Source organism: Solirubrobacter pauli (assembly GCF_003633755.1).
GTDB lineage: Bacteria > Actinomycetota > Thermoleophilia > Solirubrobacterales > Solirubrobacteraceae > Solirubrobacter > Solirubrobacter pauli.
The window spans coordinates 25,165-37,593 of record NZ_RBIL01000002.1 but is presented as its reverse complement, the minus strand read 5'-3'; the positions used below and the strand labels follow the sequence as shown (position 1 = coordinate 37,593).

Sequence of the window (12,429 nt, the reverse complement as noted above, 5' to 3'; positions counted from 1 at the left end):
TTGGAGCGCTCCAACGATTACGCTCCGAAATTAGAGCGCTCTAACCGGGCGTCGAGGGAGGAGCTGAAGCGTGGAGAGACAGATCGACTCGGGGCTGCCCGGGCGACTGGCCGCAGGCCCCATCTCGTGGGGCGTGTGCGAAGTGCCCGGCTGGGGACTGCAGCTGCCACCGGACCGCGTGTTCGCGGAGATGACGAGCCTCGGCATCACCGCCACCGAGCTCGGCCCCCTCGGCTGGCTGCCCCACGACGGCGCGGAGGCCAGGCGCGTCCTCGACCGCCACGGCCTGCAGCTCGTCGGCGGCTTCGTGCCCGTCATCGTCCACGAGCCACAGCAGGACCTCGAGTACGCGAAGCGGTCCGCCGCCCAGCTCGCCCAGGCGGGCGGCGAGCTGTTCGTCGCGGCGACCGTCCAGGACCAGGCCTGGTCCGCCCCCGTCCCGCTCGGCGAGGACGGCTGGAAGCACGCCGGCAGCCACCTGCACGAGCTCGCCGCCATCGCGCGCCACGAGGGCGTCGAGCTCGTCCTGCACCCGCACGCCGGCACGCTGCTGGAGACCGCTCAGGACGTCGACCTCGCCCTGGCCCACACGACCGTCCCGTGGTGCTTCGACACCGGCCATCTGCTGATCGGCGGCGTCGACCCGGTCGCCTTCGCGACCGACCACTCAGGCCGCATCGGCCACGTCCACTTCAAAGACGTCGACAAGGAAGTCGCCCGACGCTTCAACCACGGAGAGCTCACGCTGATGCAGGCCGTCCAGCACGGCCTGTTCCAACCGCTGGGAAGCGGAGACGCGCACATCGACGAGGTCGTCGACGCGCTCCGCCGCTCGGGCTACAGCCGCTGGCTCGTGCTCGAGCAGGACCTCGCCATCACCGGGTCGGAGCCACCGGCCGGCGGCGGTCCCACGCTCGACGTCGCCAAGAGCATCGAGTTCCTTTCCACCTTGGCTCCGGAGGAGGCGATCCATCGATGAAGCGACTCGCAACCCTGGCGGCCCTGGCCCTCGTCGTGGCCGCGTGCGGGAGCAGCTCCGACGACAACGCCGGTGACAACGCCTCCGACGACAGCAGCGAAGACGTCCAGCTCACCCAGGGCTCGGACCTCACGATCGCGATGGTCACGCACTCCGACGAGGGCTCGTTCTGGTCCGTCGTCAAGAAGGGCGCCGAGCAGGCCGCCAAGGACGAGGGCGTCAAGCTCGTCTGGAGCCCGTCCAACAACGACCCCGAGAAGGAGGCGCAGCTGATCGACGCCGCCATCTCGCAGAAGGTCGACGGCCTCGCGGTGTCCGTGCCCAACCCGGACGCGATCAAGGCCGCGCTGCAGAAGGCCAAGGACGCGAACATCCCGATCATCACGCTCAACTCCGGCGCCGACCAGTTCAAGGCGCTCGGCGCGATCACGCACGTCGGCCAGGACGAGGCGATCGCCGGCCAGGCCGCCGGCGCGCGCTTCAAGGACGAGGGCGCGAAGAAGGTCCTCTGCATCATCCACGAGCAGGGCAACGTCGGCCTCAACCAGCGCTGCGACGGCGTCAAGCAGGGCTTCGGCGGCGACGTCCAGAACCTCCAGGTCAAGGGCACCGCCGACGTCGCGACCACGCAGACCGAGATCAAGTCCAAGCTGCAGGCGGACAAGTCCTTCGACGCGGTCATCGCGCTCAACCCGGACATCGCCAACGCCGCCGCGACCGCCGTCAAGGGCGCGAGCAGCGAGGCCAAGCTCGCCACGTTCGACCTCAACCCGGACGTCACCAAGCGCATCAAGGACGGCTCGATCCAGTTCGCGGTCGACCAGCAGCAGTACCTGCAGGGCTACCTGCCGATCGTCTTCCTGAAGCTGTTCAAGACGAACGCCAACACGGTCGGCGGCGGCCAGCCGGTGCTCACGGGTCCGGGCTTCGTGGACCAGAGCAACGTCGACACGGTCGAGAAGCTGGCGGGCGAAGGCACCCGATGAGCGGAGCGACGGCGCCCGCGGCGCCACCCAAGCCGGTGCCGGTCGGCGACGAGCGGCTGGCGAACATCAGCCTCGCCTCGCGCATCCTGCGCCGCCCGGAGATCGGCGCGCTGCTGGCCGCGGTCGTCGTCGCGATCTTCTTCTGGACGCAGAGCAGCCTCTTCCTGCAGCTCGACGGCATCGCCAACTGGACCGATGTGGCGAGCACGATCGGCATCCCCGCGGTGATGGTCGCGCTGCTGATGATCGGCGGCGAGTTCGACCTGTCGGCCGGCGTGATGACCGGCACCGCGGGCTTGACGATGGGCGTGCTCGCCACCGAGGTCGGCATGAACATCTGGTTCGCGATCGTGCTGACGCTGATCGGCGCGACCGCGATCGGGTTCGCCAACGGCTACATGGTCATGAAGACCAAGCTGCCGAGCTTCATCGTCACGCTCGCGACGTTCTTCATCCTGCAGGGTGCCAACCTCGGCGTGACCAAGGTGATCACCGACCAGGTGACGGTCGGCGGGATCGACCTCGCCGCGGGCTACTCGTCCGCGAACTCGATCTTCGGCGGCTCGTTCGGCTCGCACGACTTCCGCATCACCGTGCTGTGGTGGATCGCGATCACGCTCCTCGCCACGTGGGTGCTCACGCGCACCCGCACGGGGAACTGGATCTTCGGCGTCGGCGGTGACGCCAACGCCGCGCGCAACGTCGGCGTGCCCGTCGAGCGCGTGAAGATCGGGCTGTTCATGGCCACGAGCTTCGTGTGCGCGCTCACCGGGATCATGATCGCGCTGCGGCTCGCGAGCACGCAGGCCGGCCAGGGCGTCGGCGAGGAGTTCCAGTACATCATCGCCGCGGTCGTCGGCGGCTGCGTGCTCACCGGCGGCTTCGGCTCCGCGATCGGCGCGGCGCTCGGCGCGACGATCATCGGGATGGCGTTCATCGGCATCCAGTTCAGCGGCTGGAACACCGACTGGCGCTTCCTCTTCCTCGGCGTGATCCTGCTCGTCGCCGTCCTCGTCAACAACTACATCCGCAAGCGCGCGGAGGGAGCCCGGCGATGAGCGCGACGCTGCTGGAGGTCCGCGCGGTCTCCAAGTACTTCGGCAACGTGGTGGCCCTGAAGGACATCAGCGTCGGGGTCGGCGCGGGCGAGGTCGCGTGCGTGCTCGGCGACAACGGCGCGGGCAAGTCGACGTTCATCAAGATCCTGTCCGGCGTGCACCGCCACGACGAGGGCGAGCTGCTGGTGGACGGCGCTCCGACGCACTTCTCCAACCCGCGCGACGCGAAGGAGCGCGGCATCGCGACCGTCTTCCAGGACCCCGCGACGGTGCCGCTGATGTCGATCTGGCGCAACTTCTTCCTCGGCTCGGAGCCGACGAAGGGCGCCGGGCCGCTGCGCCGCATCGACGTGAAGGCCGCCCAGGCGACGATGCGCGAGGAGCTGCGCAAGATGGGCATCGACGTGCGCGATCCAGACCAGCCCGTCGGCACGCTGAGCGGCGGCGAGCGGCAGGCGGTGGCGATCGCGCGCGCCGTCTACTTCGGGGCGAAGGTGCTGATCCTGGACGAGCCGACGAGCGCGCTCGGCGTCAAGCAGTCGGGCGTCGTGCTCCGCTACATCGCCCAGGCGCGCGACCGCGGGCTGGGCGTCATCTTCATCACCCACAACCCGCACCACGCGTACCCGGTCGGGGATCGGTTCGTGATCCTCAACCGCGGGCGGCTCGCCGGCACGTGGGCGAAGGGCGACATCACCCGCGACGAGCTGGTCAAGCAGATGTCGGGCGGCGCGGAGCTGGACGCGCTGGAGCACGAATTGCGGCGCGCGTGATCGGGGTCGGCGTGATCGGGTTCGGCTGGCTCGGGCAGGCGCACAGCCGGTCGCTGCTGCGGATCCCGACGCTCTTCCCCGAGCGCGCCGACACGCGGCTCGTGGTCTGCGCCGACCCGCTGCCCGAGCGGCGCGAGGACGCCGTGCGGTCGTTCGGCTTCGAGCGCGCGACCGACGACTGGCGGGCCGTGATCGACGCGCCGGACGTGGACGCGGTGTGGGTGGCCGCGCCGAACATGCTGCACGTCGAGCTGGTGGAAGCGGCCGCCGCGGCGGGCAAGCCCGTGTTCTGCGAGAAGCCCGTCGGTGGGACTCCGGAGCAGACGGCGCGTGCGGAGGCCGCGGCCCGGGACGTGATCAGCGGCGTCGGGTACAACTACCGCTGGGCGCCGCTCGTGCAGTACGCGCGGCGGTTGATCGCGGACGGCGTGCTCGGGGAGATCACCAACTACCGCGGCCGCTTCTTCTCGATGTACGGGTCCGACCCGCTCGGCGTGCTGTCGTGGCGGTTCCTCGTCGACGAGGGCGGCTACGGCGTCACGAGCGACCTGATGAGCCACTCGGTCGACCTCGCGCACTTCCTGCTGGGACCGATCACGCGGGTGGTCGGGACGACGGCGACCTTCATCCCCGAGCGCCCGCTCCCGGTCGCCGCCGGCACGCACTACGGACGCGGTGCGCCCGACGACCCCAAGGGCGCCGTCACCAACGAGGACTACGCCGGGATGCTGTGCGAGTTCGCGTCCGGCGTGCGCGGGACGTTCGAGGCGAGCCGGTCGATCGTCGGCCCCGAGTCGCAGATGGCGTTCGAGGTCTACGGCACCAAGGGCGCGCTCGGGTGGAACCTCGAGACGCTCAACGAGCTGCAGGTCTACCTGGTCGAGGACGAGCTCCACACGGGCTACCGGACCGTGTTCGGGGGCGACCGCTTCCCCTACCACGGGCACTTCGTCCCCGGCAGCGCGAACGGGATCGGCTTCGAGGACCTGGTGGTGATCGAGGACTACGAGTTCTGCCGGGCCGTGGCGGAGGAACGACCGTTCGTTCCCGGCTTCGGCGAGGCGTTGCAATGGGTGCGGGTGCAGGAGGCGCTCCTGCGCTCCGCCGAGTCCGGACGCTGGGAGGACGTGAGATGAGCGCGACGGCGACGAAGACCGTGCGGATCGGCGTGATCGGCGTCGGCCGGATCGGCTCCATGCACGCGGACCTGCTCGCGCGCCAGGTGCCGGGCGCGGAGGTCACCCGCGTGGTCGACGCCTACGCGCCCGCCGCGCAGGCCGTCGGCGCGCGGCTGCGCGTGCCCGCCGCCGCCTCGATCGACGAGCTGCTCAGCGCCCCTGACGTGGACGCCGTCGCGATCTGCACCTCGACGGACACGCACGCCGACCTGATCGTCGCCGCCGCACAGGCCGGGAAGGCGATCTTCTGCGAGAAGCCCGTGTCGCTCGACCTGGCCGAGGTCGACCGCGCGCTGGCGGCCGTGGAGGCTGCGGGCGTGCCGTTCCAGATCGGCTTCAACCGGCGCTTCGACCCCGCGCACGCGGCGGTGGCGCGCGCCGTGGCCGACGGCGAGGTCGGCGAGGTGCAGATCGTGCGGATCACCTCCCGCGACCCCGCGCCGCCGCCGCTCGACTACGTGCGCGCGTCCGGCGGGATCTTCCTCGACATGACCATCCACGACTTCGACATGGCGCGCTTCGTCGCCCGGAGCGAGGTGGTCGAGGTGTACGCGCGCGGCTCGGTCCGCGTGGACCCCGGGTTCGGCGAGGCGGGTGACGTGGACACCGCGGTGATCGTGCTCGAGCACGCGAGCGGCGCGTTCACGACGATCGACAACTCGCGCAAGGCGGTCTACGGCTACGACCAGCGCGTGGAGGTGTTCGGCTCGGCCGGGATGGCGGCGTCGGAGAACCCGCTCGCCCACTCGACGATCGTGCGCACCGCGACCGGCGTGCGCGCCGCGACGCTGCCGTACTTCTTCCTCGAGCGCTACGTCCCGAGCTACCTCGGCGAGTGGGAGGCGTTCGTGGCCGCGGTCGCGACCCGCACGCCGCCCGCGGTGGGTCCCGCCGACGCGCGGGCGCCGCTGGTGATCGGCCTCGCGGCCTGGCGGTCGCTGCGCGAAGGGCGGCCGGTGCGGCTGTGAGCTTCGACGTGATCACGATGGGCCGGATCAGCGTCGACGTGTACCCGCAGCAGGTCGGCGTCTCGCTGCGGGAGGTCGAGTCCTTCGGCAAGTTCCTCGGCGGCTCGTCGACCAACGTCGCCGTCGCGGCGGCGCGGTACGGACGCCGCGTGGCGACGATCACGCGCACGGGCGACGACCCGTTCGGCCTGTTCCTTCACGACGCGCTGCAGGGCTTCGGCGTCGACGACCGCTGGGTGACCGCGGTCGACGGCCTGCCCACCCCGCTCGCGTTCTGCGAGATCTTCCCGCCGGACGACTTCCCGCTGTACTTCTACCGCTACCCCAAGGCCCCCGACCTGGAGATCCACGCGGACGAGCTCGACCTCGACGCCATCCGCGACGCGCGCGTGTTCTGGGCGACCGTCACCGGCCTGTCGCAGGAGCCGTCACGCAGCGCCACGCTCGCCGCGCTGCAGGCCGCGGACGGCATCACAGTCCTCGACCTCGACTGGCGCCCGATGTTCTGGGACTCCCGCGAGGAGGGCCGCCGGTGGGTGCGCGAGGCGCTGCGGTTCGCGGACGTCGCGGTCGGCAACGAGGACGAGTGGGAGACCGCGGGCGACGACGTCCACGTCGACCTGATGGTCCGCAAGCGCGGCCCGCGCGGCACGTTCGCCCTGCGCGGCGGCGAGTCCGTCGACGTGCCGCCCGCGCCGGTCGACGTCGTCAACGGGCTGGGCGCGGGCGACGCGTTCGGCGGCGCGCTCTGCCACGGCCTGTTGTCGGACTGGGACCTGGAGCGGATGATCCGCTTCGCGAACGCCGCGGGCGCGATCGTCGCCGGACGACTCGCGTGCGCCGATGCCATGCCAACCGCCGAGGAAGTGGAAGCGAAGATCGATGCTTGAGGTCACGCGCCTGCGGATCGTGAAGGACCACGACGTCTTCGACACGGGCGGCGACGAGGTGATCGTGCTGCCGCTCGCCGGCTCCTGCCGCGTGACCATCGACGGCGAGGTGTTCGAGCTGCAGGGTCGTGAAAGCGTGTTCAGCGCGGTCACGGACTTCGCGTACGCACCGATCGGCTCGCACGTGGAGATCGAGGGATCGGGGCGGTTCGCGCTCCCTTCCGCGGCGGCCACGCGGCGGTTCCCGGCGCGCTACGGCCCCGCCGAGGACGTGCCCGTCGAGCTCCGTGGCGCGGGGAACGCGTCGCGCCAGGTCAACAACTTCGCGTCGGTCGAGGCGTTCGAGTGCGACAAGCTGATCGCGGTCGAGGTGCTCACGCCCAACGGCAACTGGAGCTCGTATCCCCCGCACCGCCACGACGACCTCGAGGAGATCTACTACTTCGAGATCACCGGGGGCGGCTTCGCCTACCAGCGCGTCTACGACGGCATGGAGCTGCTCGCGGAGGTCCGCAGCGGCGACCGGATCGACCTCCCGCAGGGCTACCACGGCCCGTCGATGGCCGCGCCCGGCTACGACCTCTACTACCTCAACGTCATGGCCGGCTCCGTGCGCGAGTGGAACTTCGTCGACGACCCCGACCACGCGTGGATCAGGGACTCGTGGGCCGACCAGGAGATGGACCCGCGACTGCCGATGACCTCGGCTCCGAGGAGGACCGCATGAAGCTCACGGTGGCGCAGGCGCTGGTCCGGTTCCTGCGCGTCCAGCACAGCGAGCGCGACGGCATCGAGCAGCGGCTCATCCCCGCCTGCTTCGGCATCTTCGGCCACGGCAACGTCGCCGGCGTCGGCCAGGCGCTGCTCGAGGACCAGGACGCGCTGCCCTTCTACCACTCCCGCAACGAGCAGGCGATGGTGCACACCGCGGTCGGCTACGCGCGCCAGAAGAACCGCCTCTCGACGCTGGCCTGCACCAGCAGCATCGGGCCGGGCGCGACCAACATGGTCACCGGCGCGGCGCTCGCGACGATCAACCGGCTGCCCGTCCTGCTGCTGCCCGGGGACGTGTTCGCCACCCGCGCGTCCGGCACCCTGCTGCAGGAGCTCGAGGACCCGACGACCTACACGGCGACCGTCAACGACACGCTGCGGCCCGTATCCAGGTTCTGGACGCGGATCGAGCGGCCCGAGCAGCTGCCGGCCGCGCTGATGGCGGCGATGCGCGTCCTCACCGACCCCGCGGAGACGGGCGCGGTGACGCTCGCGCTGCCGCAGGACGTGCAGGCGGAGGCCTTCGACTTCCCGGACGAGCTGTTCGAGAAGCGCGTCTGGCACGTGCGGCGCCCGGTCCCCGAGCCGTCCGTGCTCGAACGCGCCGTCGCCCTGTTGCGCGGCGCGTCGAACCCGCTGATCGTCAGCGGGGGCGGCACGATCTACGCCGAGGCCACCGACGCGCTGCGCGCGCTCGTCGAGGCCACCGGGATCGGCGTCGGCGAGACGCAGGCCGGGAAGGGGTCCCTCCCCTACGACCACCCGCAGGCGCTCGGCGCGATCGGCGCGACCGGCACCACCGCCGCCAACGCGGCGGCCCGCGAGGCCGACGTCGTCCTCGGCGTCGGCACGCGCTGGACGGACTTCACGACCGCCTCGCGCTCGCTGTTCGCGGCCGACGCCACCTTCATCAACCTCAACGTCGCCACCGTCGACGCGTTCAAGCACGCGGGCCTGCCGCTCGTCGCCGACGCGCGACTCGGCCTCGAAGCGCTGCGCGACGCGCTCGACGTCTCGTTCGACACGCCCGCCAACGACTGGGACACGACCGTCGAGCGCGCCTACTCCGAGCGCCACGACCCACCCTCGCAGGCGGAGGTGATCGGCGTCGTCAACCGCGTCAGCGGCCCGCGCGACGTCGTCGTGTGCGCCGCCGGCTCGATGCCCGGCGACCTCCACAAGCTCTGGCGCACCCGCGACCCGAAGGGCTACCACGTCGAGTACGGCTACTCGACCATGGGCTACGAGATCGCCGGCGGCCTCGGCGTCAAGCTCGCCGCGCCCGACCGCGAGGTGTTCGTGCTGGTCGGCGACGGCTCCTACCTGATGATGGCCCAGGAGATCGTCACCGCGGTCGCCGACGGCATCAAGCTCACGATCGTCCTCGTCCAGAACCACGGCTACCAGTCGATCGGCGCGCTGTCGGAGTCCGTCGGCTCGCAGCGGTTCGGCACCGCCTACCGCTACCGCGGCACCGACGAGCGGTTGCCGGTCGACCTGGCGGCCAACGCGGCGTCGCTGGGCGCTCGCGCCATCGACACGCACACGATCGACGAGTTCGAGGCCGCGCTACGCGAGGCGGCCGCGAGCGACGTCACCACCGTCGTCCAGATCCACACCGACCCGATGGTCCCGGCCCCGTCCTCGGAGGCCTGGTGGGACGTGCCGGTGAGCGAGGTCGCGGCGCTCCAGTCGACCCGCGACGCGCGCGCCGTCTACGAGCGCGACAAGGCGACCCAGCGCACGTATCTCAAGGGCTCCGACGCGCCGTCGATCCCGCGGGCCGGCCAGTCGAGCACGAACGTGACGTCGCCCTGAGGTGGCCGACTTCCCGTAGGCCCGTCACAGAACCGCGGGTCGTGGCACCTAAGGGCGATGAAGGACGCCGACGCGTTCGCCGCGCTCTACAACCGGGAGGTCCAGGCCGTGCTGGTGTTCATCGCCCGGCGGACGCTGGACGCCGAGCTCGCTCTCGACCTGACGGCCGAGACGTTCGCGCAGGCCTTCCGCGGCCGCCGCGCCTTCCGCGGCACGAGCGAGGCCGAGGAGCGCGCGTGGCTGTTCACGATCGCGCGCCGCCAGATCGGCCGCTACCACCGTCGCGGCGCCGTCGAGCGTCGCGCCCTCGAAGCGCTCGGCGCCACGCTCCCGCCCGCCGGCGAGGACGACCTGCGCGAGATCGAGGAGCTCGCCGGCCTGGACACCCTGCGCGCCGTGCTCGGCCACGAGCTCGAGCGGCTCTCCCACGACCAGCGCGAGGCGCTGCGCCTGCGGGTCGTCGAGGAGCGCCCGTACCCGGAGGTCGCCGACGCGCTCGGCGTCTCCGAGCAGACGGCCCGCGCACGGGTCTCGCGCGGCCTCCGAGCGCTGGCCCAGGCCCTCGAGCCGCGCCTGGCGATGGAGGACCTGCGATGACCCCGCCACGGCCTCGCATCCTCGACGACCTGGGCGCCGAGCTCGTCCGTGCGGCACGGGCCGAGGAGGCGGCGACCCGTGCCCGGCAGACGCGCGGTGACCGCCCGGCTCGCAGCGGCCGGCGCACGCGCGGCGACGGTGCCGCGGGCCCGGCTCGCGGCGGGTGGCTCACGCGGGCGCCGCGCGCGGTCCTGCTGGCGTTCGGCGCGGCGCTGCTGCTGGCCGCCGGCGCGGTCGCGGCGGGGCTCGTGATCGGGCGCGGCGACCCGATCCCGCCGGCGCCGCCCGGCCAGGTGCCGGCGGAGCTGGCCCCGGTGCCCGGCACCGCGCGGCTCAACGGCCTCGACGTGCCCGACCCGGACGACGGGCCGCCGTGGGACGTCCGGACCTCGCGCAGCACCACGGGCGCGACGTGCGCCACGGTCGGGCAGGTGCTCGACGGCGAGCTCGGGCTCGTCGGGCTGGACCGCCGCTTCCGCGCGCTGCCCGCCGGCGCGGCCGACACGTGCAGCACGCCGCAGCGCAGCGGCGCGACGCTCGCCGGCGCGCGGGCGTTCCGCGGCGGCGGCCGGCTGAGCGCGATCACGGTCGTCAACGGCGTGGCGGCGCCGAGCGTCCGCCGCGCGGTCGTGGTCGCCGGCGGACGCACGCAACCGCTGGAGCTCGGACCCGATCACGCGTTCCTGGCGATCTTCCGTGGCCAGCCCGAGCAGCTGCGCCCGCGCGTCGTGCTCACCGAGGCGAACGGCAGGGCGACGACGCTGCGCTTCGCCGACACCGGCGAGTACCTCGCGCCGGACCCGAGCGGCGGCGCGCCGTGGACGGTGACGCGTGAGACGCGCCGCGCGCTCCCTGGCCTGCGCTGCGTGCAGGCCCAGCGCCAACGCGGGCCCGACTCGCCGACCCCGTTGCCCTCAGGCGCCGGGCTCGTGAACGTCGCGGCGCCGTCCGTGCCGCTGCGCTGCGGCGCCGAGGACCGTGCGTTCCTCGACGTGCGCCGCTTCGTCCCGCGCAACCAGACGCACGGCGAGACGTCGTGGTGGGGGTTCAACGCCTCTCGTACCGTCGCGTGGGGCGCGACGCCGAACGCCGACGCCGACGTGCGGCTGCTCGCGCCAGGCCCGCCGCGCCGGATCGCGGTCGACCCGCGCACGCAGGCGTTCGTGGTCGTCCTCGACGGCCGCGTGGACCCGCGCGAGGTGCGGCTGACCGTGGACGGGCAGCCGCTGACGCCGATGGCGGGCGTCACCGGCCGGCGCGGCAACACCCTCGCCCCCGCTCCGGCCACGCCACCCGCGTGGCGCTCGGTGGACTCGATCGTCAAGCGCTTCGGCATCCCCGACCCGTTCGTGGCCGACCGCAGCAGCGTCCGCATCGCACGCCAGGCCCCGGACCCCGCCGGCGGCGCGCCATGGGCCTTGCGGAGCTGGAACGCGCGCGTCAACGCGAAGGTGTCCGCCGGTGAGCGCGCTCTGCGCTGCTTCCAGGTCGGCCACCCCGCGCCGGGCGGCGGGCTCGTCCTGCCCGGGCTCGACGGCAGAGACCGCGCGCTGAGCTTCCAGGGCGAGATGTACTGCAACGCGCCCGACTGGCTGGAGAAGCACGCCGCCGGCGCGTCCGTCCGCGTCGAGGTCGACGACCCGTCCTCGGCCGACCCGAAGCCCGTACGGGCGGTCGTCGCCGGCCTGCTCGGCAAGGGCGTCCGCAGTGCCGAGCTGCTCGGCGCGGGCGCGCCACGTCCGCTCGAGCTCGGGCCCGACGGGACGTTCCTGCTCGTGCTGCCCGGTGACCAGGCGCCGGACTCCGTCCGGGTGCGCCAGACCCGCTCCGACGGCAAGGTGCGCACCACGCGCACGTTCGCCCTCGCGGAGTCGTGCCGGCTGCAGCCGGGCCGCAACGTGCGGGTCGCGGACCCCGACGGCGGGCCGTCCTGGACCTACGGGGAATCGACCGTCGACAGGAGCCACTGCACGTTCACCGGCCGCGTCATCGCCGACCGCCTGGCCTCCATCAGCGCGACCGACGGGATGATCATGTTCGGCCCGTCCTCATTCACGTCCGCGCCGCCGGGCGGTGGAAGCCGGCGGCTGCCGAGGCGACCGCGTCTGACACTCAGCGTCGCCGGCCCGGGCAACGAGCCGCCACGCACGGACGCCGCCGACGCCCCGCTCGCGCCGCAGATCGCCCGCCGCACGCAGCCCGGCCGCACGATCGTGACCGGCAGCGCCCCGCCCGACGTCACCGCGGTCACCATCCGCACTCCACGCGACGTGCGCACCGTCAAGCCCGTCGCCGGCCTGTTCATGGCCGTCTACGACGGCGCCTTCTACACCGGCGAGATCGTCGTCACGGGCCGCCGCGCCGACGGCAGCACGGTCACCGAGCGCCAGCCGGCGACGTACCGCTAG

11 protein-coding genes are annotated in these 12,429 nt (G+C 72.6%); all 11 read left to right on the top strand.

Annotated elements, in window-relative coordinates; all coding sequences use genetic code 11:
* Positions 1 to 70: 70 nt before the first annotated feature.
* Genes C8N24_RS19945 through C8N24_RS19895 form a run of 11 tightly spaced genes read left to right on the top strand, consistent with a single transcriptional unit; the run spans position 71 to position 12,429 of the window.
* On the top strand, positions 71 to 979 hold the full coding sequence (locus tag C8N24_RS19945; protein WP_147447897.1) for a TIM barrel protein: 909 nt from the start codon (positions 71 to 73) through the stop codon (positions 977 to 979).
* Complete coding sequence (locus C8N24_RS19940; protein ID WP_121253415.1) at positions 976 to 1,965, top strand: sugar ABC transporter substrate-binding protein; 990 nt, start codon at positions 976 to 978, stop codon at positions 1,963 to 1,965. The genes C8N24_RS19945 and C8N24_RS19940 overlap by 4 nt, the downstream gene beginning before the upstream one ends.
* Positions 1,962 to 3,023: an ABC transporter permease gene (locus C8N24_RS19935; protein ID WP_121253413.1), complete on the top strand. Its 1,062-nt coding sequence runs from the start codon at positions 1,962 to 1,964 to the stop codon at positions 3,021 to 3,023. The genes C8N24_RS19940 and C8N24_RS19935 overlap by 4 nt, the downstream gene beginning before the upstream one ends.
* A complete protein-coding gene (locus C8N24_RS19930) occupies positions 3,020 to 3,796 on the top strand; it encodes an ATP-binding cassette domain-containing protein (protein ID WP_121253411.1) in 777 nt (258 codons plus the stop codon). Before C8N24_RS19935 ends, C8N24_RS19930 begins: the two co-directional genes overlap by 4 nt.
* Complete coding sequence (locus C8N24_RS19925) at positions 3,793 to 4,932, top strand: Gfo/Idh/MocA family protein (RefSeq protein WP_211340063.1); 1,140 nt, start codon at positions 3,793 to 3,795, stop codon at positions 4,930 to 4,932. Before C8N24_RS19930 ends, C8N24_RS19925 begins: the two co-directional genes overlap by 4 nt.
* A complete protein-coding gene (gene iolG / locus C8N24_RS19920) occupies positions 4,929 to 5,942 on the top strand; it encodes an inositol 2-dehydrogenase (protein WP_121253409.1) in 1,014 nt (337 codons plus the stop codon). Before C8N24_RS19925 ends, iolG begins: the two co-directional genes overlap by 4 nt.
* The gene (gene iolC / locus C8N24_RS19915; protein ID WP_121253406.1) at positions 5,939 to 6,832 is read left to right on the top strand and encodes a 5-dehydro-2-deoxygluconokinase; all 894 of its coding nucleotides are present in this window, start codon (positions 5,939 to 5,941) and stop codon (positions 6,830 to 6,832) included. Before iolG ends, iolC begins: the two co-directional genes overlap by 4 nt.
* A complete protein-coding gene (iolB, locus tag C8N24_RS19910) occupies positions 6,825 to 7,559 on the top strand; it encodes a 5-deoxy-glucuronate isomerase (RefSeq protein WP_245971935.1) in 735 nt (244 codons plus the stop codon). Before iolC ends, iolB begins: the two co-directional genes overlap by 8 nt.
* Positions 7,556 to 9,424, top strand: coding sequence for a 3D-(3,5/4)-trihydroxycyclohexane-1,2-dione acylhydrolase (decyclizing) (gene iolD, locus C8N24_RS19905; RefSeq protein ID WP_121253402.1), 1,869 nt, complete (start codon positions 7,556 to 7,558; stop codon positions 9,422 to 9,424). The genes iolB and iolD overlap by 4 nt, the downstream gene beginning before the upstream one ends.
* Positions 9,425 to 9,481: 57 nt before the next feature.
* Positions 9,482 to 10,021, top strand: coding sequence for an RNA polymerase sigma factor (locus C8N24_RS19900; RefSeq protein ID WP_121253400.1), 540 nt, complete (start codon positions 9,482 to 9,484; stop codon positions 10,019 to 10,021).
* Positions 10,018 to 12,429 carry a hypothetical protein gene (locus tag C8N24_RS19895; RefSeq protein WP_121253398.1) on the top strand — a complete coding sequence of 804 codons (2,412 nt, stop codon included), beginning with the start codon at positions 10,018 to 10,020 and terminating at the stop codon, positions 12,427 to 12,429. The genes C8N24_RS19900 and C8N24_RS19895 overlap by 4 nt, the downstream gene beginning before the upstream one ends.